General features: G+C 62.6%; 20 protein-coding genes and 1 tRNA gene. 14 read left to right on the top strand and 7 right to left on the bottom strand.

The genetic code is table 11. The annotated features are described in order from the left end of the window. The 4 genes from PE058_RS00920 to PE058_RS00905 are packed head-to-tail and all read left to right on the top strand — an operon-like array spanning position 1 to position 3454. On the top strand, positions 1 to 237 hold the full coding sequence (locus tag PE058_RS00920) for a DUF3302 domain-containing protein (protein ID WP_020085649.1): 237 nt from the start codon (positions 1 to 3) through the stop codon (positions 235 to 237). Beyond that, positions 234 to 1175, top strand: coding sequence for an HlyD family secretion protein (locus PE058_RS00915; protein WP_020085648.1), 942 nt, complete (start codon positions 234 to 236; stop codon positions 1173 to 1175). Before PE058_RS00920 ends, PE058_RS00915 begins: the two co-directional genes overlap by 4 nt. Positions 1176 to 1192: 17 nt before the next feature. Then, entirely contained in the window at positions 1193 to 2470 is a 1278-nt protein-coding gene (locus PE058_RS00910) for a DUF3300 domain-containing protein (RefSeq protein WP_271029614.1), read from the top strand. Between the two features lie 36 nt (positions 2471 to 2506). Beyond that, a complete protein-coding gene (locus tag PE058_RS00905; RefSeq protein ID WP_020085646.1) occupies positions 2507 to 3454 on the top strand; it encodes a DUF2950 domain-containing protein in 948 nt (315 codons plus the stop codon). Between the two features lie 102 nt (positions 3455 to 3556). Here the strand turns inward: PE058_RS00905 and PE058_RS00900 are convergent, their stop codons facing one another. After that, on the bottom strand, positions 3557 to 5218 hold the full coding sequence (locus tag PE058_RS00900; protein ID WP_051113804.1) for an FMN-binding glutamate synthase family protein: 1662 nt from the start codon (positions 5216 to 5218) through the stop codon (positions 3557 to 3559). A gap of 454 nt (positions 5219 to 5672) precedes the next feature. Between PE058_RS00900 and PE058_RS00895 the strand changes: the two genes are divergently transcribed. Beyond that, positions 5673 to 6032, top strand: coding sequence for a HigA family addiction module antitoxin (locus PE058_RS00895; RefSeq protein WP_020085644.1), 360 nt, complete (start codon positions 5673 to 5675; stop codon positions 6030 to 6032). Between the two features lie 272 nt (positions 6033 to 6304). Then, positions 6305 to 6381 (top strand) — tRNA-His (locus tag PE058_RS00890). Positions 6382 to 6417: 36 nt separating this feature from the next. Here PE058_RS00890 and PE058_RS00885 read toward each other — a convergent pair. Together PE058_RS00885 and PE058_RS00880 are read right to left on the bottom strand one after the other, a co-directional pair. Next, positions 6418 to 7569 carry a DUF2778 domain-containing protein gene (locus tag PE058_RS00885; RefSeq protein WP_271029613.1) on the bottom strand — a complete coding sequence of 384 codons (1152 nt, stop codon included), beginning with the start codon at positions 7567 to 7569 and terminating at the stop codon, positions 6418 to 6420. Between the two features lie 335 nt (positions 7570 to 7904). Next, positions 7905 to 8663 carry a TorF family putative porin gene (locus tag PE058_RS00880; RefSeq protein ID WP_020085642.1) on the bottom strand — a complete coding sequence of 253 codons (759 nt, stop codon included), beginning with the start codon at positions 8661 to 8663 and terminating at the stop codon, positions 7905 to 7907. Positions 8664 to 8921: 258 nt separating this feature from the next. Here PE058_RS00880 and PE058_RS00875 point away from each other — a divergent pair, with 258 nt between their 5' ends. Continuing rightward, positions 8922 to 10367 carry a flavin-containing monooxygenase gene (locus tag PE058_RS00875; RefSeq protein WP_271029612.1) on the top strand — a complete coding sequence of 482 codons (1446 nt, stop codon included), beginning with the start codon at positions 8922 to 8924 and terminating at the stop codon, positions 10365 to 10367. 67 nt (positions 10368 to 10434) lie between these two features. Here the strand turns inward: PE058_RS00875 and PE058_RS00870 are convergent, their stop codons facing one another. The 4 genes from PE058_RS00870 to PE058_RS00855 are packed head-to-tail and all read right to left on the bottom strand — an operon-like array spanning position 10435 to position 14251. Then, on the bottom strand, positions 10435 to 11190 hold the full coding sequence (locus PE058_RS00870; RefSeq protein ID WP_026867977.1) for a creatininase family protein: 756 nt from the start codon (positions 11188 to 11190) through the stop codon (positions 10435 to 10437). Between the two features lie 29 nt (positions 11191 to 11219). Next, a complete protein-coding gene (locus PE058_RS00865; RefSeq protein ID WP_020085639.1) occupies positions 11220 to 11981 on the bottom strand; it encodes an SDR family NAD(P)-dependent oxidoreductase in 762 nt (253 codons plus the stop codon). A gap of 53 nt (positions 11982 to 12034) precedes the next feature. Continuing rightward, complete coding sequence (locus tag PE058_RS00860; RefSeq protein ID WP_020085638.1) at positions 12035 to 13405, bottom strand: glutamine synthetase family protein; 1371 nt, start codon at positions 13403 to 13405, stop codon at positions 12035 to 12037. A 60-nt stretch (positions 13406 to 13465) separates the two neighbouring features. Continuing rightward, positions 13466 to 14251, bottom strand: a complete 786-nt coding sequence (locus PE058_RS00855; RefSeq protein WP_271029611.1) for an SDR family NAD(P)-dependent oxidoreductase — start codon at positions 14249 to 14251, stop codon at positions 13466 to 13468. Positions 14252 to 14382: 131 nt separating this feature from the next. Here PE058_RS00855 and PE058_RS00850 point away from each other — a divergent pair, with 131 nt between their 5' ends. From PE058_RS00850 to PE058_RS00820, 7 genes are all read left to right on the top strand, one after another. Continuing rightward, positions 14383 to 15150, top strand: a complete 768-nt coding sequence (locus PE058_RS00850; RefSeq protein ID WP_040498095.1) for an SDR family NAD(P)-dependent oxidoreductase — start codon at positions 14383 to 14385, stop codon at positions 15148 to 15150. A gap of 252 nt (positions 15151 to 15402) precedes the next feature. Beyond that, positions 15403 to 16197: an ABC transporter ATP-binding protein gene (locus PE058_RS00845; protein WP_271029610.1), complete on the top strand. Its 795-nt coding sequence runs from the start codon at positions 15403 to 15405 to the stop codon at positions 16195 to 16197. A gap of 11 nt (positions 16198 to 16208) precedes the next feature. Continuing rightward, the gene (locus PE058_RS00840) at positions 16209 to 17360 is read left to right on the top strand and encodes an ABC transporter substrate-binding protein (RefSeq protein ID WP_083929136.1); all 1152 of its coding nucleotides are present in this window, start codon (positions 16209 to 16211) and stop codon (positions 17358 to 17360) included. Continuing rightward, the gene (locus PE058_RS00835) at positions 17360 to 18073 is read left to right on the top strand and encodes an ABC transporter ATP-binding protein (protein WP_020085633.1); all 714 of its coding nucleotides are present in this window, start codon (positions 17360 to 17362) and stop codon (positions 18071 to 18073) included. The genes PE058_RS00840 and PE058_RS00835 overlap by 1 nt, the downstream gene beginning before the upstream one ends. 2 nt (positions 18074 to 18075) lie before the next feature. Continuing rightward, entirely contained in the window at positions 18076 to 18975 is a 900-nt protein-coding gene (locus tag PE058_RS00830) for a branched-chain amino acid ABC transporter permease (protein WP_020085632.1), read from the top strand. After that, entirely contained in the window at positions 18972 to 19997 is a 1026-nt protein-coding gene (locus tag PE058_RS00825; RefSeq protein ID WP_271029609.1) for a branched-chain amino acid ABC transporter permease, read from the top strand. The genes PE058_RS00830 and PE058_RS00825 overlap by 4 nt, the downstream gene beginning before the upstream one ends. Next, positions 19994 to 21067, top strand: a complete 1074-nt coding sequence (locus PE058_RS00820; RefSeq protein WP_020085630.1) for a hypothetical protein — start codon at positions 19994 to 19996, stop codon at positions 21065 to 21067. The genes PE058_RS00825 and PE058_RS00820 overlap by 4 nt, the downstream gene beginning before the upstream one ends. Position 21068 lies beyond the last annotated feature (1 nt).

The raw sequence follows: 21068 nt of genomic DNA, 5'->3' as shown, positions 1-21068 counted from the left end.
ATGTCCTTCATCGACTACTTCGCGATCTTTATCCTGATCGTTCTGATTGTCACGGCAGTGGCGGTGTTCGTCGCCATGGGCATGGCACCGGGATATATCGCGAAGCAGCGAAATCATCCCTGGCCTGCCGCCGTTGAGGTGGCAGGCTGGGTGACGTTGATCTGCGGGTTTGTCTTTTGGCCGCTTTCGCTCGTATGGGCCTTCGTCGATGCGCCGAAGAGGGAGAGCGGCAAATGATCGTCTTCCTGTTCAATGTCTATCTGCTGATCCTCTATCTTCTCGTCCGCTTTAAGATCGTCTCGCTCAATCTGTTCTGGAAGCTGTCGCCGATCCTCGTTTTCCTGCTTTTGAACATCGGCCTCTTCATCCCCATGGGGTGGGGCGCGCCGTCTGGGCCGGTCGTCGTCGGCCGTCATTCTGTGCAGATCGTCCCCGATGTGGCCGGCGAGGTGCTCGAGGTTCCGGTCGCCGCTAACACTCCTCTCAAGGCGAACGACGTCCTCTTCCGCATAGACCCGACAACCTATCAGGCTCAGGTGGACGCGCTCGACGCGCAGCTCAAGTTCGCCGAGTTGCGCTACGAGCAGATGGGGCAATTGCAGAGTCGCGACGCTGGCCGCCTGTTCGATGTTCAACAGCGCGAAGCCGAGGTCAAACAGCTCAAGGCGCAGTTGGAGGCGGCGAAATGGAACCTCGACAAGACCGTGGTGCGGGCCCCTGCCGAGGGCTACGTCACTAACCTCGCCTTGCGGAAGGGCGCGCGCGTGGCCTCTCTCCCGCTGGCGCCCGTGATGGCGTTCATAGATACGTCCGAAGTCATTCTTGCCGCCGAGATCGCGCAGATAAACGCGCGCTACATCGAGCCGGGACAGAAGGCGGAGATAACATTCAAGTTCCTGCCCGGACAAATCTACAAGGCCCGCGTCGAGAGCATCCTGCAGGCGATTGCCACCGGGCAGATACAGCCGTCGGGCTTCGCCGTCACGCCCAAGGTCGTGCAGTCCGCGCCCTTCGTCGTCCGCATCAAGCTCGATGACGCCGATCTCGAAAAGCGCCTACCCGCCGGAAGCACAGGCCAGGTCGCGATCTTCACCGATCACGTCAAGCCGAGCCACGTCATTCGCCGCGTCATGCTGCGCATGACAGCCATCCTGAACTACGTGAACCCGTTCTGAAAAAAGGGAGGGACGCGATGCTGAAACGAATATCGCTATGGGCCATCGCCATCCTCTTGGCATGGGCCACAGCCGTGAGCGGTGCGCTGGCCGATGACGACAAGCTCAAAAAGGAAGAGCTGGACCAGCTCCTTGCCCCCGTCGCGCTCTACCCCGATGAACTGCTGACGAATGTGCTCATTGCCTCGACCTATCCGCTCGATGTCGTTCAAGCCGCCAGATGGCGGAGCGAGCCAGCCAACGCGAAGCTCAAAGGCGATGCCCTCGTGAAGGCGCTGGAAGCAAAGGAATGGGACCCGAGCATAAAAGCGCTCGTCCAGTTCCCGGACGTGTTGAAGCAGATGAGCGACAAGCTCGAATGGACGCAGAAGCTGGGTGACGCATTCCTCGCCCAACAAAGCGAGGTGATGGACCAGATCCAGTTCCTGCGGTCCAAGGCGGACGAGGCGGGCAATCTCAAGAGCAACAAGCAGCAGAAGGTGGTGAAGGAGAGCGGGTCGGGCGGCGCGCCGGTGTACATCATCGAGCCTGCGACGCCGGAGACCGTGTACGTCCCGGTTTACCAGCCTGAGGTGGTGTATGGCGATTGGTGGTATCCGGATTACCCGCCGTACTACTGGGGATATCCAGGCGCCTCCTTCGTGAATGGAGTCTACTGGGCTGCCGGCATCGCCATCGCGGCCGGGATCTGGGATTGGAATCACTTCGACTGGCGCCGCCACGACATCGATATCGACGTCGACAAGTGGAACAAAATCAACGTCAACAGGGCGCGCATCACGTCGGACAAGTGGGAGCACAGGCCCGATCATCGCGGAGCGGTTCCCTACCGCAACAAGGAGGTGCGTGAAAAGTTCGGAAAGGAAACGCGTGCGCGTGAGGCCAGCAAGGAATTCCGCGGCCGCGACGCAGGTGATCTCGACCGTGCCAAGATCGAGCAGCGTCTCAAGGAGACGGATCACGCGAAGATCAGTGACAAGGCTGGAGAGAAGATCCGCGACAAGGCGGACGGCAAGGCCGGCAGTAAGGCGGGTGACACGGTCAAGGATCGCGCTGGCGATCGCGCCGGAACGCGCGACAATAAGGTCGGCAAGGCTGGCAGTGGAAACGTGAACCGCGACCTGGACCGGGCGCGGGCGCGCAAACCCCCGCCGGGCGCCTTCGACGTCAAGCGCGGCCAGGATGTGAAACGCTTCGCGGAGCGCGGACATGCCAGCCGTGCGGTTGCTGCCCGTGGCCGCGTCGGCGGTGGAGGCGGCATGCATCGCGGTGGCGGCGGCGGGCGCCGCCGGTAGGTCGATTTCGCTTCAATCGGTCACGAGGAGGTTTCGATGTCTCCGACGGAAAAGACTGGTTCCAAAACCCGGCGATATGCGCTCGCTTCGCTGGTCTCTCTCGGGTTTCTCTCGCTTATGGGGAGTGCGGCCGATGCGAGGCCCGCCACGTATGCCTCCCCGCAAGAGGCCGTGGATGCACTGGTCGCCTCCGTTAAGTCCGGCAATCCCCGAGATATCGTCACGGTGCTCGGCCACGAAGGCCGCAAGCTGGCAAGCTCCGGGGACGAGGTGGCCGACGCGGCGGCGAGAAAGCGTTTCGTGGCAGCTTATGACGAAGCGCATGAGCTGCGTGAGGCGCCCGGCGGCGGACCCTATACCCTGTACCTGGGAAAGGACGACTATCCCTTCCCAATTCCCATTGCACAGTCGGCCGGAAAATGGTGGTTCGACACGGCCGCCGGCGCCGATGAAATCCTCGCGCGCCGCATCGGCGAAAACGAGCTCTCCGCTATAGAGGTGATGCACGCCTATGTCGACGCGCAAAGGGAATATGCGGAGGCCGACCGGGATGGGAAAGGCGTCCAGTACGCTCGCCGCCTGTTGAGCAGCGACGGAAAGATGGACGGCCTCTACTGGCCTACGGAAGAGGGAGAGCCCGAAAGTCCTCTCGGGCCGTTGGTGGCGGACGCCCGTGCGGAAGGGTACTCGGCCCGTAAGGATCGGCCCGCGCCGTATCATGGCTATGTGTTCCACGTGCTCACCGCGCAGGGCAAAGACGCCTCGGGCGGCGCACAGAACTATTTAGTCGGTGGCCGCATGATCGGCGGCTTCGCGCTCGCGGCCATCCCCGCCGTCTACGGGGCGTCCGGTATCATGACGTTCATCGTCAATCAGGATGGCGTCGTCTATCAGCGCGATCTGGGACCCGACACGGCGCGGATCGCCGGTCGCATGCAGACGTTCGATCCCCAAGCGCCCTGGCAGCGTGTGGATCGTGACTAGACCATGATCGCTTCGGACCCCATTGGTCCGAAGCGTGATTCATCCTCTTAGTGAAGCCTTCGAGCGCGATCCTGGTTCAATCCAAATTGATCGCGCTCTAGATCATTCGGCCGCGAGCACGGGAACGAAGTGAATGCCATGGCTGGAGGGCGCGAAGCTGTCGGCGCGCGCCAAGGCCCAGGCTGCCTCGAAGTGCCTGTCGCGGGTTCCCGACAACAGCTCGCCGGGACGGAGCGCGGGATAGAGCTCGGCGAAAGTAACGACGCGATCCGGCGCGGCCCGGTGCATGAAATGATGGGGCTTGAGCTCGCCGGGATGATCGAGGCCGGCCGCAGCCACAAGCTCGGCCAGCGCCTTGACGGTTTCCTTGTGGAACTGCGCGACGCGCAGCGCCTTGTTCGGCACGGAGATCGCCCGCTGGCGCAGCGGATCTTGCGTTGCGACACCGGTCGGGCAGCGGTCGGTGTGGCACTGCTGGGCCTGAATGCAGCCGACGGCAAACATGAAGCCGCGGGCAGCGTTGCACCAGTCCGCGCCGATCGCCATTACGCGCGCCATGTCGAAGGCGGTTGCAATCTTGCCCGAGGCGCCGATCTTGATGCGGTCGCGCAGGTTGGTGCCCACGAGCGCGGCATGGACGAAGGCGAGCCCGTCGCGCAGCGGCATGCCCATGTGATCCATGAACTCGAGCGGTGCGGCGCCTGTGCCGCCTTCCTTGCCGTCGACGACGATGAAGTCCGGCGTGATGCCCGTCTCCAGCATCGCCTTGACCACGGCAAGAAACTCCCATTGATGCCCGATGCAGAGCTTGAAGCCGATGGGCTTGCCGCCGGAAAGACGGCGCAGCTCTGCGACGAACTGCATGAGCTCGAGAGGCGTCGTGAAGGCCGGGTGCCGCGCGGGCGAGATGCAGTCGCGTCCCACCTCGATGCCGCGGATGCGCGCGACCTCCTCGGTGACCTTCGCAGCCGGCAGCACGCCGCCATGCCCGGGTTTGGCGCCTTGGGAGAGCTTGAGCTCGATCATCTTGATCTGCGGATCGGCAGAAACCTCGGCAAAGCGATCCGGTGAGAACGAGCCATCGGGGTTCCGGCACGCGAAATAGCCAGATCCGATCTGCAGGATGATGTCGCCCTCGTTCTCGCGATGGTACGGCGTGAAGCCCCCTTCCCCCGTGTCGTGGGCAAATCCGCCGATCTTGGCGCCCTTGTTGAGAGAGCGGATGGCATTGGCCGAAAGAGAGCCGTAGCTCATGGCCGAGATGTTGAAGACCGACGCTGAATAGGGCTGGGCGCACTGCGGGCCGCCGACGAGAACGCGGAAGGGATCGCGGGACGGCTCCTTCGGTGCCATGGAATGGTGGAGCCATTCGTAGCGGTTCTCGTAGACGTCGTACTGGGTTCCGAAGGGGCGCTTGTCGAGCTCCTTTTTGGCGCGCTGATAGACGATGGCCCGCTTGTCGCGGGGAAACGGCGATCCGTCCTTGTCTGCCTCGAAGAAGTACTGGCGCATTTCCGGCCGAATGTTTTCGAGCAGGAAGCGCAAATGCGCGGCGATCGGATAATTGCGGAGAATGGCGTGCTTCGTCTGCAGGAGATCGCGGACGCCGAGCGCAGAGAAAAAGAGAAAAACCAGAATGGGCGCTGAAAGATAGGGAGCGATGTCCGGGTTGCGCCAGGCGAGGACACAGAGCGCGAGCGTCCCGGCGACCGACAGCGAGAGCGGCAGATAGCGAGGCACGAATGGCAACAGCAACTGACGCATCATCGGGTCTCCGTTGCAGCGGGCCACGCCGCGTGGCAGCGCCCTCTCACCTTTCTACAAAAGGTTTGATGGTGGTTTTGCGAAGGTGACGCGAGGCGCTGAAGCGCCGCCTTCCGACGGGGGACGCACGCAAACGACTGTTCAGAAAATCAACGTGGAGTAAGGCGACGTCCGCAGCATGTCCTGAGACCCGGATCACGCGGACAGGGAATCGGAAAACAACAAAATGAGAAGAAAAGCCTAGCCGGAATTGGTGATGCAAAGATGAACGAGCGAAGCGGACCGCATCGTCCGCTGTAATTGCCGGAGCCCTGCGGGGGCAGCAGGTCGTGCCGGCGCGTGACAATAAAAGCACGCGTTTGTCTTTGCGCGTGGTTTCTCGAAATTTCGATATGATGGAATTGCGACAATCATATTAGATTGAAAGGGAGAAACAAGAAAACGAAATAACCCGATGAAAAATTGTAGATTCAAGGAACAGGAGCGAGAGGAGTTCATACTTCTGGGGCCACCCCACCCGGGCGAGATCTTCAGTCAAGACATCTTCCCCCATCTCAGCGTCTCGAAGAAGAAGCTGGCGAAGGAGTTGGGTGTTTCGGGCAAGACGGTCTCCCGCTTCCTCGACAAGCGCGGGCGGGTCTCCGCGGATATGGCTCTGGGATTGGCCAGGCTGTCTGGCACAAGCGCGCTGTACTGGCTTGTCCTCCAGGCGCATCACGATGCATGGCGGGTGCAGCCGGAAGGCGATTTCCGCCAATCCATGCGCCCGCTCGCCAAGACGACGAAGGCATCGCGGAAGCGGCAGCTCGTTTAGGGCGGCGCCCCTTGCAAGACTATGCAACTTTGGCGATTTGCCGCCGTCGATCATTGATCTTGCGGGAAGGTCGCCCCGCTTCTATAAGCTCCCCAAGCAGGCCTACGGCACGTCTCGGTCTCGGCTTCTCACGAGCCGAGATTTTGTTTCTAGGGCGTTGATTTAGAACGCTGATCTGAACATTCCGAGGCTGGCTGCACAGGTTTGATGGTTGACAGGGCTCGCCCCGCAGCGATGAAATCGTTGCGCAAAGCGCGAGTCCCCATCGGTAAGCCGCCTTAGCTCAGCTGGTTAGAGCGCTAGATTGTGGATCTAGAGGTCCCCCGTTCGATCCGGGGAGGCGGTACCACCCAAACTCCCATTTTCAGCGATCGCACCGGCCGCGTCACTTGAAGAGCGACGTGAGCGAGAACGAGGACGCGACGATCACCGGGGGCGCCTCCGCGATCTGCGGGTGTGGCTCGTCGATATAGACGTTGAGACCGGTGGCCCGCCCCTCCTTGATCAGGGACGCGACGTAGGCCCAACCCTTGGGCTCGAGCCCGATGCACGCTTCCGACATCTCCCCCTTGAGGCGCATGTGGATCGCAATGTTTCCGCGCGCCAGGATCGCGGCCGTGTGCTGCGGGCTGAACAGATCGCGGTTCCAGAGCTTTCGAAGGTAGATGCCGGCCACGTGCCGCTTCGTGCGCGGGCCCCAGCTCACGCGCTGGCCGCGCTCTGAGGCAAAGGTGTATTCGCCGGGCGGCAGGGGACCGATGGCCTTGGCGGCAAAGCAATCGGGATCGGGGTTGTTTCGGCAGATATCTCGTCCCGAGAGACCCCACACGACCGTTTGGCCGTTTATCTGAGGAGCATCCGAGATGATGAACAGACGCCCGGTCTTGATGGTATAGCCGAGGCGGAAGCTCGGCACCGAAGGCGGCACTTCGTGCACCACGTCCTCGAACGGGTTGCAGATTTCTCCGCCGGTGAGCTTTCGCTCATAGCCCTTGATGTGAATGGTTACGAAGTCGACGCCGTCGGCGCAATCCCACTGCGGCAACACCTTCTTGTTCGCAAGCGTGATGACAGGGGCGGGCCCTGCGGGCTTGGCGGGTTTGGGTGCTGCTTCGACAACCGGCTTCTTTGGGATCGGAAGCGTGGTGGTCGTCCAGTCCAGGGCGGGAGCCGAAGGTGGAGGCGGCGGCGATTTCCGCACCTGCTCGCATTTTTCCGAGAGCTTGGGAGGCTGGATCTGGGCCGCGGCCAGTTTGCGCGCCATCGCGCTTTCCGCGCCCTGCTGGATGTAGGACTGAATGAGAGCGGCCTGCACCTCGACCTGCTCGTCGGAGAGCTCGAAGATGCACTCGTCGTAGAGCTGATCGCCCACCTTGCTGAAAATATCAGCGATCTCGTCCGCCGCGGCCGGAACAGAGCCTGCCGCCGCGTCCGTCGCCTCTTGCGCAAGGCCCGGCCGCGCAAACGCGAGCAAACCACTCGCCGCGAGGGTGATGGCGAGGGCTAGGGATGCGCGCTTTGGCGAATGTCGATCCATGCGATGCTTTTGCCACATCGGGGCGGAATTTGCGCCCCTCGGGTAATCAAGGTCGCATTGGTAGCGCGCGAGTCGGGGTGAGAGTAAGGCCTCACGGGGGTCGAATGAGGTGTCCGGACCCGGCCGGACCCCGGTCAGTTTATCTCTTTTCCCGGAGAAAGGTGTTCTCCAGGCGGGCGTCACGGGCGCCAATGATGGGGCGCCCACGCCGGTCCGGGGCCGAAAACGGCAAAGCCGCCGCGCTTGGGAGCGCAGCGGCCAAGTGTGGGTTAGTCTAGGTACTCTGGTAGTGTGAGCCTGAAGGTGGAAGTCCTCAGGCTTTTGCCGACGCGAAGCTACGGCAAAAGGTTGACGCCTGCCGAGAAGACGAACCGGGAGTCGGCGAGACCGTCATCCAAGGTCGTGTCCCAGTAGCGGAAATCCATGAAGAACTTGTCGACCGCGAGTTTCATGCCCGCGTTCCAGTAGGTGTAGGAATCTTCGCCCACCCAGTATCCGGTCGGATAATACACGTTGGTGCCCGACTCCGAGTGGCCCACGAGACCGCTGATCGTCGGCGAGAAGATGCCGAGCTTGGGCAGGTCGTAGGAAATCGTGCCTTCGTACGAGATGTTGTCGGTCGCTGCATAACCCTGGTCGGGCGTCAGCCAGACCGTCGCGCCAACCGTCATGTTGGTGACGGGCGTGGTGCTCGCGGAGATCTTGAACTCGTAATAATCGATGTCGGACGACGAGCCGAACTGGCCGCTGTCGCGGTTGCCGTAGAGATAGTAGTAGGCGGCGATGTCCCAGTTGATAGGGCCGGTGACGGGACGAATGCCGAGATAGACGTCCTGCTCCCACGGGCCGACCGGGCCATAGTCGATGTTGGACGTCCACAGTCCGAGGTAGGCGATGCCGTAGCTGAGTTCGGCATAGAGGTTCGCGGTGGGCTTTTCGTCCGTGTACGAGATGCCGCGGAACATGAATTCGCTCGCACCCGTGATGGTCAGCGCGTAGCCGAACTGTCTGTCCTCGGCTTGAGCCCCAGTCGTGGCCGCGCAAAGGGAAAGTCCAAGAGCGGCAATCGCGCCCGCGAAACTCTTTGTCGTCATATCAACCCCCGTTCTGCAGGCGGATCCTGTCCGTCTCCTGCACCCAAAAGAAATCGTCTCCGTCTGTCCGCGTCGTTGCTGAACTCAACCCACATCGCGGCCGTGCCTTGCCATTCGTTTCTGCAGAGCGCCCCTTCCGCTCTGGTCAAGAGAACAATCTTGACAATGGTCAATAGGTCTAACTAATAGACCACATAGACATTTGTCAAGAAGAGGTTGCGAGTGAACCCGAGGGCTTCGGTTGAGGGGCATGCGGTGATGCCTGTTGCGATCATCGGTTCAGGCTTTAGCGGCCTCGCCGCCGCCATTGCCCTCAAAAGAAGGGGCATTACGGATTTCACGATCTTCGAGCAGGAGCAAAGCCTTGGGGGCACGTGGTGGAACAACAGGTATCCCGGTGCCGAGGTCGATCTCGAATCGCACATCTATTCGTTTTCGTTCGAGCCCTATGACTGGACGCGGAACTACGCGAGCCAGCAGGAGCTGCTCGACTATCTCAATCACGTCGCTGCCAAATGGGACATCGTCCGCCACATTCGCTTCAACGAGAAGGTCGATACCGTCGCCTGGTCGGACGAGAGCAAGACTTACACCGTGACCACGGCGTCGGGCGCCAAGCACGGCCCGTTCCGCTCGGTCATCAGCGCCGTCGGCTTCCTGAACCTTCCCCTTTTGCCGCCGTTCGCGCGCGGTGAGACGCCGTTCCTCGGCGATCAGACGCACACGTCGCGTTGGCCTGAAGGGCTGACGATGCATGGAAAGCGCGTCGGCATCCTGGGCACTGGGTCCTCGGCGGTGCAGGTAATCTCGGAAGCCGCGCGCGATGCCAGGTCGGTTAAGATCTTCCAGATCGAGCCGAACTGGCTGCTGCCGAAGCTCGCTCGCGATTTCACGCCGAGCGAGCGCCGCTGGAATCGCTTCGGCCCCGTGTCCTGGTGGAAGAGGTTCAAGCTCTACGCCGGCTACGACGTGCGCCAGTACGGCGCGAGCCACGCGCGCAAGGGCGGCCGCTCGAACCAGAAGCGTGCGGATCAGGCGCTCGCCTACCTTCACGCCTCTCTCGGAGACAGGCCTGATCTCCTCAAGCTTGCCACGCCCGCGTTTCCCTTCGAGGCGCGCCGCACGGTCATCAGCGATACCTACTATGACGACCTGAAGAATCCGAAGGTCGAGCTCATTCCCCATGCCGTGAAATCGCTCACGCCGAAAGGCGCGGTGGATGCCAACGGCACCGAGCACGAGCTAGACCTCATCGTCTATGCCACGGGCTTCGACGCCGCGAACTATCTCGGTGGCTACAAGGTCAAGGGCGAAGGCGGCGTCGATCTACATGAGAAGTGGAACGGCGAGCCCGAGGCGCTTCTGGGTTTGATGGTGCCGGGCTTCCCTAACTTCTTCATGATGTACGGCCCTAACACGAACAGCGTGCCGCTGGTGTCGTTCTACGAGGCTCAGGCCGACTTCGCCGCGTCCCTCATTTCCAAGCTTCTGAAGCGCGGAGCCAAGACGGTGTCGGTGAACCCCGATTGGTTCCGCAAGTTCAATGCGTGGCTGCAGGACCGGCTTTCGCGCACCGTCTGGGGCTCGACGAGCAACTACTTCCAGGCCCGTAGCGGCAAGGTCGTTTCGCAGTGGCCGTTCAGTGCCTCCGCCTACATCTTCGGAACCAAGCTTGCCCGGCGGTTCATGGTGACCTTCAAATAGCGCACGCAGCAGCGCTAAACTCGAGTGGCCTAGCTCGTCGAGCTAGGCCACTTTTTTAGGTCGGGTCTCAGGCCGCGTCCGGTCCGGGAGGAATGTCGGGCCACGGCTCCACCAGCGCCGTCTTGAGCAGCGCCGCGAAGTCCTCCACCAGCACTGACATCATCATCTGCCCGTCCTCTGCCGTCGCTTCGCTCGGATTGCCGACAGCGCCCGTGGGCGTCGTGCGCGGCGGCGGGTATTGGAATACCTTGCCAGGCGTCACATCCGGAATGTCGAAAGCCTTCTCCATGCGCACCATGTCGGGAGCCGCGTGCAGAAGCAGGGATGTCTCGCCCCGATTGGCGTGAAAATCCTCCGCGTCCCTCGAATAGAGCTGTCCGGCACGCTGCGAGATGTCCCAGAGCCCGAGCTGACGAAAGCGGGCTTCAGGCTGCTCGTATCGTAGCCGCAGGATTGCGCTCCCAAGAGAGGGGCCGTTGGTGGCGTGGCCCGACAGGAAGATGATCCGCCGAACGCCGGAGCGGATGGCCCACAGCGAAACGTCATAGATCACGCCCGTGAGCGTCACGGGATCGAGCGAGATCGTTCCCGGCCATTTCTCCGTATGCCCGTGCGAGCATCCATAGGGAATGGCGGGCAGCACGAGAACGCCCGCCTCCTTCGCCGCCAGCGTCGCCACTGTGTCGGCCGAGAACGTGTCGGTCCCCGTCGCCAGATGCGCCGCGTGCTGCTCCGTGGCTCCCACCGGCAGCACGGCGAGGTCCATTCCGCTCGCCACGAGATCCCCGATCTCGGGGCTCGTGAGCATATCCCAGCGTGGCATGTCCGGGTCTCCCTTCTCTCAACGCCCGATCAAGCCGCCGTCACGCCGCCGTCCACCATCAGCACGTGGCCGGTGATGTAGGAGGCGTCGTCGGAGGCGAGGAACAGCACGGGACCGGCGATCTCGTCCGCCCGCCCAGGCCGGGCCATCGGCGTTTGATCGATGCACCAGGCCAGCGCGTCCTGGTCGTTGTCGGCATGGGCGATGAAGCGCATGGAGGCGCTCATGGGCAGCACCGCGATGAAGCCCGGCGCGATCGCGTTCACGCGAATGCCGCGGGGCGCAAGCTCGATGGCGAGATAGCGCGTGAGCGCCTCGAGGGCAGCTTTCGAGGAGCCGTACATGGCGCCGCCGCGCATGCGGCCGATCTTTGCCGTTACGCTCGAGATATTGATGATCGAGGCCCCTTCCGAGAGGTGCGGGCTTGCCGCGCGGCACACGCGCGCCGCACCCGCGATGTTGACGTCCCACACCGTATTCAAGGCGTCGTCGGTGATGTCCTCAACCAGGCCATGGCGAAGAAGGCCGGCGCAATTGATGACGACTTTGAGCTTGCCCAGCGTGGTGCAGAACGCGACGCACGCATCGACCTCTGCCCCATTGCGAACATCCATGCGATAGAGAACGACGCCGTTCGGTTGATCCGTCGCGGGTTTGGTGGAAGCCTCGGGCGGAACGTTCATATCCGCTGCCACCACGAGGTAGCCAGCGTCCACCAGCCTCTTGTTGATCTCGCCGCCGATGCCGCCTGTCCCGCCGGTAACCAGCGCGACGTTCTTCACGTCCGTCATGTCGTGTCCTTTGCTTGAATAGTTTTGATATTTGTTGAAATGGCTTCGCGAGATCAGATGCGCTCGAAGTAGCGCATCAGCTCCCAGTCGGTGACGGTCTCGCGCTCGAAGGCATCGAGTTCGTTTTCCGAGAAGTTCTTGAGGTGGTCGTGCACCTCGTCGCCGAGGGCGGCCCGCACCTTCTGGCTCGCCGAGAACAGCGTGACCGCTTCCCGCATGGTTCCGGGCACGCGCGGAAGAGAGGCGTCCTCGTAGGCGTTGTCGGTGTAGAGCGCCGGGTGCGGGCTCCGCGCCTCGATGCCGTTGAGGCCGCTCGCGATGGTTCCGGCGAGCGCGAGGTAGGGGTTGGCGTCCGCGCCGGGAATGCGGGATTCGACCCGGAAGCTCTTGCCGTGTCCGACGAGACGGAAGCCGCACGTCCGGTTGTCCCCGCCGACGACGAGCTGCACGGGTGCGAACGACGTGGTGCGGAAGCGCTTGTAGGAATTGATGGTGGGCGCAGCGAGCAGGGCGAACTCGCGGCCATGCTCGATCATTCCGGCGACGAACGAGCCGAAGCGATCGGACATGTGAGTGTGGGAATCGGCGTCGTAGCTGATCGGCTGGCCCGTGCCGCTGTCCCAAAGGCTGATATGAACGTGGCAGGACGAGCCCACCTCGTCGATGAAGGGCTTGGCCATGAACGTCGCGGACATGCCGCGGAGGCTCAGGAGCTCCTTCACCCAGCACTTGTACATCAGGTGCCTGTCGGCCATCTCGAGCGCATCGGTGTAGCGCAGCGCGATCTCTTGCTGGCCGAGCCCCCACTCGGTCTTCGAATTCTCGATCTCGATGCCTGCAGCCTCCATGAGATCGCGGATCTCACCGATCACCTCCTCGTCGCGCGTCGACTGAAGGATGTGGTAGTCGCCGCGATAGCGCGACGTGGGATCGAGCCCCCGGTATCTCTTCTGCCAAGCCGTGTCATAGGTGTCCCGGAAGGTGAAGAACTCGAGCTCGGTTGCACATTTGAACGCGAGACCCATCGCTTGCGCCCGTGCGATCTGACGTTTCAGAATGGTGCGCGGTGCGATCGGGAGAAGCTCGCCCGTGGTCTCGTCCACCGCGTCGCAGAGAACGAAGGCGGTGTTCGGCATCCACGGCGTGATGCGGATCGTGTCGAGGTCCGGCCTCATCACGAAATCCTGGAATCCTTTGTCCCAGCCTGTGATCGCATAGCCCGGGCGCGGGTCCATATCCATGTCGGTGCAGAACAGATAGACCGAGGCGTGCAGGCCTTCGGAGCCGGAGGCGCACTGCAGGAAGTTCTTACCCGTCAGGCGCTTTCCGACGAGGCGTCCCCACAAGTCGCCAAGCCCGCATACGACGGTCTTGATCGTGCCGGCCTCGATCATGCGCCTGAGATCGTCCAGTGTCGTTGTCATTTAGGTTTCCTGATTGTTGGATGCGCGGGCGAGGTGGCGCATCGTGTCTCTCTGATCGCGTTAGTTGGAGGGATCGGGCGGGGTGAGGTAGGCACCCGTCATGCCGCCGTCGACGGGAAGCATCTGGCCGGTCATGTAGGAAGATTCGTCGGACGCCAGGAACGCCACGGTCGCGGCGATCTCCTCCGGGCGCGCCATGCGGCCCATTGGGATATGCAGGCGCCGGAGCTGATACGCCGCGTCGTCCTGCACGAGCTGGGCCGCCATAGCCGTCGCGGTGAGGCCCGGGCACACCGCGTTGACGCGGATGTTGCGCCGGGCGAGCGTCACGGCAAGCTCGCGTGTCATCGACAGCACACCGCCCTTGCTCGCGGTGTAGGCGATCTGCGCCGGGAATGAGCCCATCATCGCAACGATCGAGGAAACGTTGACGATCGAGCCGCCGCCGCCCCGTTCGATCACCGGGATGGCATGCTTGGAGCAGAGGAAGATGCTCTTGAGATTGACGGCGAGCGTCGTGTCCCAAGCTTCTTCCGTCGTGGATTCGACGTCGCCATCCTCGCGATGAACGATGCCCGCGTTGTTGACCAGAATGTCGAGCCCGCCGAGTTCGCGCACGCATGTGTCGATCATCGCCGAGACAGAGGCGGACGAGGCGACGTCCACCTCCACCGCAATTGCACGAAGCCCGCGCTGCGAGAGGTCTTTCGCGAGAGTTGAGGCGCCTGAAAGGTTGCGATCGGCGACCGCGACGTGCGCGCCATCGGCCGCGAGCCGCTCGGCGATCGCAGCGCCGATTCCGCTTGCGCCCCCTGTCACGATTGCGCGCCTGCCTTCAAGTGTCATTTGAGATCGTCTCCGCTTCGTTCAGATGCTGATGTCGTGAAAGCTCGCGCAACGTCGGTGAGTTTTTTGAGATGCGACGCCGCTCATTCGGTGGCATGTTCCGCGCCCTCAATGGTCTGGAGATTATACCGATGAGCCAAACATTCGAAAACAAGATCGCGTTCGTTACCGGTGCGGGCGGAGGAATTGGCCTTGCGATCGCACGCGATCTCCTGAGCGAGGGCGCAAGCGTCTTCGCCTTCGATTTGAAGCCCGAACCGCTGGAATTGAAAGGATTCGAGCGCGCGCGCTTCTTCCAGGGAGATCTGCGCGATGCCGCGAGCATCCGCGCCGTGTTCGCCGAGATCGACAAGGCGCACGGCAAGATCGATTGCGTCGTCAATGCAGCAGGGCTGTGCTTCTTCGAGCGTGATGGCTCCGTCGAAAAGGCCGACGACGCTGTATTTGCTGCGACCATGGACGTGAACCTTACGGGCGCGATCCGTGTGGTGAGAGAAAGCCTCCCGCTGCTTCGCAAGGCAGGCGGCGGATCCTTCGTGCACATCGCGAGTGTCGTCGCCTTGAGGAACATGGAGAACATCATCGACGGCGGTCCGGCGGATGCCTACCAGATTTCGAAGGCAGGTCTCGTGTCTTTCTCGCGATCCCTCGCCATGCAGTACGCGCGCGAAAAAATCAGATCGAACACCGTTTGCCCCGGATCGATCGCAACGCCGATGACCGCGGACATCTACGTAGATAGCAAGCGCGTCTCCGCCATGGAGGCGAGAACCCCGCTCGGCATCATCGGTCAACCTGAAGATGTGTCTGCTGCCACGCTTTTCCTGCTCTCGGAGAAAGCGCGCTTCATTACCGGCATCGATCTCGCCGTAGATGGAGGATTGCTGGCGAAGCTGTGAGGGCGCGAGAGCCCGGAACGCCCTCCGGATCTCGTTCTTCGCCGCGTCCCGACAAGGCTTTTGTCTGGAGATCGGGCACGCGAGAGCCATTCACTGAGATCCTTCGTCGTCGCGTCACGCATTTGGTGTGAGACCGATAGCGTGACGCACAATTGTCGTTGACTTAGATCAAACTATGGACTGAAATGTAGACCAAAGGCAATATTAGATATTTGGAACTAGGTTCACGAGTTGGGAAACGGAACGCAGGTAATGGGGGATACCCAAGAGCGCCGGGACGACGCAGCACCTGATGTCCGCGTAAGTGGCCTAGTCGTCAGCGGTGTGCGAAAGAGCTTCGGGGGGCTGAAAGTTCTTCGGGGCGTCGATCTCGACTGTGGCGTTGGAGAGATTGTCGGCTTGATCGGTCCGAACGGCGCCGGGAAGTCTACGCTCATCAACGCGATTACATCCTTGATGCAGGTGGACGAGGGTGAGGTCACCATCGCCGGCCGCCGCGTCAGCAACACCAGCCCGCAGTTGTGCATGTCCGCAGGTCTGGCGCGGACGTTCCAGAACATCAAGCTCTTCACGCGCCTCACCGTTCGCCAGAACATCGAGGTGGCGCTGACGAGCGGCCAGCGTGATCGCGCCGAGCAGACTGCCGCGATCGATGTCGGCGAGTTGCTCGCCTGGTTCGAGCTTGAACGCATCCAGCATTGGAAAGCAGGCGCGCTCTCCTACGGCAATCAGCGCCGTCTCGAGATCGCGAGAGCCTTGGCGCTCGGTCCTTCTTTTCTTCTCCTCGATGAGCCGGCGGCGGGAATGAACGCTGTCGAAACCACCGCGCTGATTTCGGCCGTGAAGGGAATTCGCGACCGGTTCGGGTGCGGCGTGGTCGTCATCGACCACGACCTTCGCTTCATCATGACCCTGTGCCAGCGAATTTTCGTGCTGGACGCGGGCGAGATCGTCGCCAGCGGCCTGCCGGAGGAGATCCGCAGGAATCCGCGGGTGATCGAGGTCTACATCGGACACGAGCGATCGAAAAAGCACGCTGGAAGCTAAAGGAGCATCGAATGAGACTGAGAGACGTATTGCTGACCTCCATTGCCATTGCGGGCGTGGTTGGGAGCGGCCCGGCGAACGCCGCTGACCAGCTCGTAATCGGCTACGCGGCGGCTGTGACCGGCGGCTTGGCGCCCTATGACAGCCCGGACGGCGTTTCGTGCCGTGTGGCGCAGATCAACGAGGCTGGCGGTATTCTCGGAAAGCCCGTCAAGCTCATCATTCGCGACACGAAGAGCGATGCGGTGACCGCGAGCAACGTTGGCCAGGATCTCATCGATCAGGGCGCGAACGTGCTTCTGGGGCCGCCCACGGACGACGGCCTGATCCCGATCGCGCAGCTCGCCCTGCCCAAGAGCATTCCGGTTCTCTCTGTCGGCGCGACGCAGCCCGCATTCCCCGTTGCCTCTCCTGAGAACGGATATCTCGTGCCGTTCGGAGACAACGCCTCCGCCGCCGGCGCCGCCGAAGTTGCCTACAAGGCCGGCCATCGCAAGGCCGTGTTGATGATTGCCAACGACGTCGGCGCCTATTCGGCTGTCACGCCGGAGTATTTTGCGAAGGCCTTCGAGAAGCTCGGCGGCAAGATCGTCGGACGCGTCAACTACCACCACGGCCTGGCTGACTACAACGCTCAGGTCACCGAGATCAAAAACATCGCCGACAAGCCCGACATGATCTTCGCGGCGATCCTCGTACCGGACGCTGGCGTTCTGGTGCGCACGATCAAGGCCACGGGTCTCGATATGCCCGTGTTCGGCACCGATGGCTTCGACGATCCGTCGTTCCCCGAGGTCGCGGCGGGCGGCGCCGGGCTCGCCACGTTCGTCACCCACGGGTTCCCCGGCGAGGGCAGCGCCCTCAAGGCCTTCTATGATGATTGCACCAAGAGAGGCTTCAAGGTGCAGAACATCTTCTTCGGCCTCGGCGGCGAGGCGGTCGAGGTGGTGAAGGCGGCGGTTGAAAAGGCGAACTCGTTCGACTCCGCCGCCATCAACGGCGCCATCAAGGAGATCCAGGATCTCAAGGGCATCACCACCGGCTCGATCACTTACAAGGATCGCGGCGGCGTGCCCCTGAAGGAGATGACCGTCATGCAGGTCAAGGATGGAAAGATGACGCCCATCGAGACCGTTCGTCCGAGCTGGGTTGCGGCGCCCTGATGTTGCAGCTCGAGAACGTTCATGTGAGCTACGGGCCTATCAAGGCTGTCCGCGGCGTTTCTCTTGAGGTCAAGGGGGGCGAGATCGTCGCCCTCCTTGGTCCCAATGGCGCCGGAAAGACGAGCCTCGTGTCGTCTGTGGTTGGGCTCGCACCCACGTCGGCCGGCAAGATCCGGCTCGATGGAGCCGACATCACGGGCGAGCCCACCGAAAGGATCGTCACCCGCGGTATCACGCTGACGCCGGAAGGACGGCGCGTCTTCGCCGACCTCACGGTTGGCGAGAACCTTCAGCTTGGCGCGGCCTGCCGCAAGGACAGGGACGGCGTGGCCGAGGATCTCGAAACGTACCTCGAGCTGTTTCCCATTCTGCGCAAGCGCTACGCAGCCCGTGCGCGGATGCTGTCGGGCGGCGAGCAGCAGATGCTGGCCATCGCGCGCTCGCTCATGTCGCGCCCGAAGATGTTGATGCTCGACGAGCCATCGCTCGGTCTCGCGCCGCGCGTCGTCGATCAGATCTTCGAGCTTCTCCACGGATTGCGCTCCAAGGGCCTTACCATGCTCCTTGTCGAGCAGAACGCCAACGAGGCGCTCGATCTTGCCGATTCCGCATACGTGATTGCGAGCGGATCGTTGGTCTTCGGAGGTAAAGCCGCGGATCTCAAGGCTTCCGGCGAGGTGATGGAGATGTATCTCGGTCTGGAGGGCCACTGATCGTGTCGGATTACATTCTCCAGCAGGCATTCAATGCCCTCAGCGTCGGCGGCGAGTATGCGCTGTTGGCGCTCGGCCTTGCCATCGTGTTCAGCGTGATGAACCTCGTCAATTTCGCCCATGGTGACATGATCACCGTCGGCGGCTACGCGATGTTCCTCTTGCTCATGTTCGGCGTGCGCGACCCCCTCCTCGTTCTTCCTTTCGGCGTTCTGATGACGGTTGCGGCCGCGCTCCTGCTGGAGCGGATCGCCTTCAAGCCCGTGCGAAACGCCTCACCGACCACCGGCATGTTGACGGCGTTCGGCGCGAGCATCGTCATCCAGAACATCGCCCTCATCTTCGGCGGAAGCAGGCCGAAGGCCGTTCCGACTGCCGACTGGATCGCGTCCTCGATCTCCCTCGGCTCCGTCCAGATTCCCATCGTCCAGGTGCTCGAAACGGGCGTCACCATCGCGGCCATCATCGGGCTCGTGGCGTTGCTGCGTTACACGACCGTCGGATTGGCCATGCGGGCGGCCGCCAAGGACGTGCCGACTGTTCGCCTCATGGGCATCAAGGCGGATCGCGTGATTTTGACCGCATTCGCAATCTCGGGATTTCTCGCGGGCCTCGCGGGAATCTTCATTCTGGCGCGGCGCGGCGCCGTTGACCCCTTCATGGGCTTTGCGCCGGTGCTCAAGGCATTCGTTGCTGCTGTGCTGGGTGGCTTCGGCAGCCTGCCGGGCGCCGTCGTGGGCGGCTTCGCCCTCGGCATCGCGGAGGTCACGCTCCAGGTTGTGCTGCCCCAGGAGATCGCAGGGTTCAGAGACGCGATCGTGTTCTTCCTGATCGGCGTGGTTCTGGTGTTCCGGCCTCAGGGCATTCTCGGCGAGCGTCCGGATTTCGGAGAAAAGTCTTGAGCAACCTCGTTCAATCGGCCAAAGGCGCCCTTCTGCTCGGGGCCATCGTCGCGCTTATCGCGGTGGCGGCCACGCTCTTCGCCGAGCCGTTCTATCAACGCATCGTCTTCATCTTCATGGTGAACCTGATCGCCGTGATCGGTCTCCAAGTGTTCATGGGCAATGCCGGGATCACGAACTACGGACACATCGCGTTCATGGGGATCGCAGCCTACACGGTTGCAATTCTCGTGACGCCCATTGCGATCAAGAAGACCGCGCTCGCCAACGCGCCGTTCGGGCTCGCGGGCATGGAGTTCGGGATCTGGACCAGCGTCGCCATCGCCCTGCTGGTGACCGTCGTGATCGCCTTTCTGGTGGGCTCGATGCTGGTGCGGCAGACCGGAACCCCGGCGTCTATCGCAACGCTTGCGCTGCTCGTCATCGTGCATGTTGTGATCATGAACTGGGTGGATCTCACGCGCGGCCCCCGCGCCATATACGGCGTTCCCGTTAAGGCCACATTGGGGTGGGCCGCGTTCTGCGCCATCGCCGCGATTTTTGTGGCGCGCCTGTTCAGAGACTCCCGATGGGGCCTTCAGCTGCGCGCCGCCAGCGCCATGGGCGTTCGCATCAAGCGGCTGCGATTGGCGGCATGGGTTCTGAGCGCGGCGCTGCTCGGCGTCGCGGGCGTCCTCTTCTCGCTGTTTGTGGGCACCATCAGCCCGAGAAGCTTCTACTTCGATCTTACCTTCCTCACGCTCGCGATGCTCGTGGTCGGCGGCGTCTACAGCGTGAGCGGGGCGGTGATCGGCTCCGTTGTCATGACGGTGGGCTTCGAGATCACGCGCTATCTCGAGAACGGACCGTCGCTCGCAGGCATCAAGCTGCCCGAGATGTTCGGCCTTACCGGCGTCTTCCTGGGCGTCACCATTGTGCTGTGCATGATCCTGCGGCCGCACGGACTGGTCGGCGGTGACGAAATCGATGAGATCTGGCGTCGCCGGAGCCAGGATCGTGCCGCCGGCGGAGATGTATCATGACAGGAAGCCGGGAAAGCGCCTCGCCGCTGGTTCATCACGAAGCCATCGGCTACGAGATCCGTCGAGGCGGATATCTGGATCACGCGGCCTCTACGTACGTGCTGGCTGACAAGGCTCTCGCCGAAGGCCGCTTCCAGGACGCGGCCGAGCTTGCGCGCTATACCATCCGCGAGGCGGTCGAGGCGCACGAGCTCTATCGGGATTGGATCGTCGAGATACGGGCGTTTCTCGAAGCGCGCGGCGTCGCGACCCAGGTGATCGACGCCGAGGAGCGCCGCATCCGCGATCTGGTGAAGAACGCCGACGGCACGGAGTTCGATCCCGAGGCCGGCTGGGCGCGCTACAACGCGCTGATCGAAGCGTGCGCGTCGTCGTGCGTGGCGGGTCATGCCGATCAGGCGAGCGCCGAGCTCGAGCAGGCACGCCAGCTCTGGCGCGACACCCACGATAGAAAATGCGATTGGGTCTACGGCCTTGTCGACGTCGCGGCCAAGCAGATCGGAGAAAGCTGTATCGGTGAGCTGTGGGATGCGCTCATGGCGCCGATGTACGCCTACTATGTGCGTTACGACGTGGACAACAATCCCTGGCCGCGCTCGTTCGACCTTCTGATGCACTATGCGCTCGAAGGCCTGCGGGGGCACCTGAGCGGGCCCGGACGCCTCGGCACCATCGAAGTGTTCGAGGAGGAGGACCGCTGGGGGATGCGCTTCGATCCGTGCGGCTCCGGCGGGCGCACCTATCGCGATGATCCGGACACCGGCCTGCCGCCGCGCATGGAGCCGCCTTACGGCTTCGGTGTCACCACATCCGAGCACGAGTGGGCCTGGAACAAGAAGGGCGTGTGCCTCTACTGCGTTCACTGTTGCGCGCTGAACGAGCGCATGCCGATGCGCAGGTTCGGCTATCCGACGCGTGTCGTCGATCCGCCCACGTGGCCTGATGCCAAAGCCGGCGGGAAGTGCACCTGGTACGTCTACAAGGATCCGAAGCTGGTGCCGCAGTCGATTTACGAGCGGGTAGGCATGACGAAACCCGCCCATATCGGCGGCGCCGCACAGAAGAAATAGA

The organism is Hyphomicrobium sp. DMF-1 (assembly GCF_027886585.1).
GTDB classification, from domain to species: domain Bacteria; phylum Pseudomonadota; class Alphaproteobacteria; order Rhizobiales; family Hyphomicrobiaceae; genus Hyphomicrobium_C; species Hyphomicrobium_C zavarzinii.
This window is presented reverse-complemented; position numbering and strand designations above follow the sequence as displayed.

Excerpts from the sequence above, each read along its gene's own strand:
- PE058_RS00855 (WP_271029611.1), bottom strand. The coding sequence starts at position 14,251 with ATGACACTTGAAGGCAGGCGCGCAATCGTGACAGGGGGCGCAAGCGGA.
- PE058_RS00840 (WP_083929136.1), top strand. The coding sequence starts at position 16,209 with ATGAGACTGAGAGACGTATTGCTGACCTCCATTGCCATTGCGGGCGTG.
- PE058_RS00850 (WP_040498095.1), top strand. The coding sequence starts at position 14,383 with ATGAGCCAAACATTCGAAAACAAGATCGCGTTCGTTACCGGTGCGGGC.
- PE058_RS00900 (WP_051113804.1), bottom strand. The coding sequence starts at position 5,218 with ATGCGTCAGTTGCTGTTGCCATTCGTGCCTCGCTATCTGCCGCTCTCG.
- PE058_RS00910 (WP_271029614.1), top strand. The coding sequence starts at position 1,193 with ATGCTGAAACGAATATCGCTATGGGCCATCGCCATCCTCTTGGCATGG.
- PE058_RS00860 (WP_020085638.1), bottom strand. The coding sequence starts at position 13,405 with ATGACAACGACACTGGACGATCTCAGGCGCATGATCGAGGCCGGCACG.
- PE058_RS00865 (WP_020085639.1), bottom strand. The coding sequence starts at position 11,981 with ATGACGGACGTGAAGAACGTCGCGCTGGTTACCGGCGGGACAGGCGGC.
- PE058_RS00905 (WP_020085646.1), top strand. The coding sequence starts at position 2,507 with ATGTCTCCGACGGAAAAGACTGGTTCCAAAACCCGGCGATATGCGCTC.
- PE058_RS00895 (WP_020085644.1), top strand. The coding sequence starts at position 5,673 with ATGAAAAATTGTAGATTCAAGGAACAGGAGCGAGAGGAGTTCATACTT.
- PE058_RS00845 (WP_271029610.1), top strand. The coding sequence starts at position 15,403 with ATGGGGGATACCCAAGAGCGCCGGGACGACGCAGCACCTGATGTCCGC.
- PE058_RS00915 (WP_020085648.1), top strand. The coding sequence starts at position 234 with ATGATCGTCTTCCTGTTCAATGTCTATCTGCTGATCCTCTATCTTCTC.
- PE058_RS00875 (WP_271029612.1), top strand. The coding sequence starts at position 8,922 with ATGCCTGTTGCGATCATCGGTTCAGGCTTTAGCGGCCTCGCCGCCGCC.
- PE058_RS00920 (WP_020085649.1), top strand. The coding sequence starts at position 1 with ATGTCCTTCATCGACTACTTCGCGATCTTTATCCTGATCGTTCTGATT.
- PE058_RS00880 (WP_020085642.1), bottom strand. The coding sequence starts at position 8,663 with ATGACGACAAAGAGTTTCGCGGGCGCGATTGCCGCTCTTGGACTTTCC.
- PE058_RS00835 (WP_020085633.1), top strand. The coding sequence starts at position 17,360 with ATGTTGCAGCTCGAGAACGTTCATGTGAGCTACGGGCCTATCAAGGCT.
- PE058_RS00820 (WP_020085630.1), top strand. The coding sequence starts at position 19,994 with ATGACAGGAAGCCGGGAAAGCGCCTCGCCGCTGGTTCATCACGAAGCC.
- PE058_RS00870 (WP_026867977.1), bottom strand. The coding sequence starts at position 11,190 with ATGCCACGCTGGGATATGCTCACGAGCCCCGAGATCGGGGATCTCGTG.
- PE058_RS00885 (WP_271029613.1), bottom strand. The coding sequence starts at position 7,569 with ATGGATCGACATTCGCCAAAGCGCGCATCCCTAGCCCTCGCCATCACC.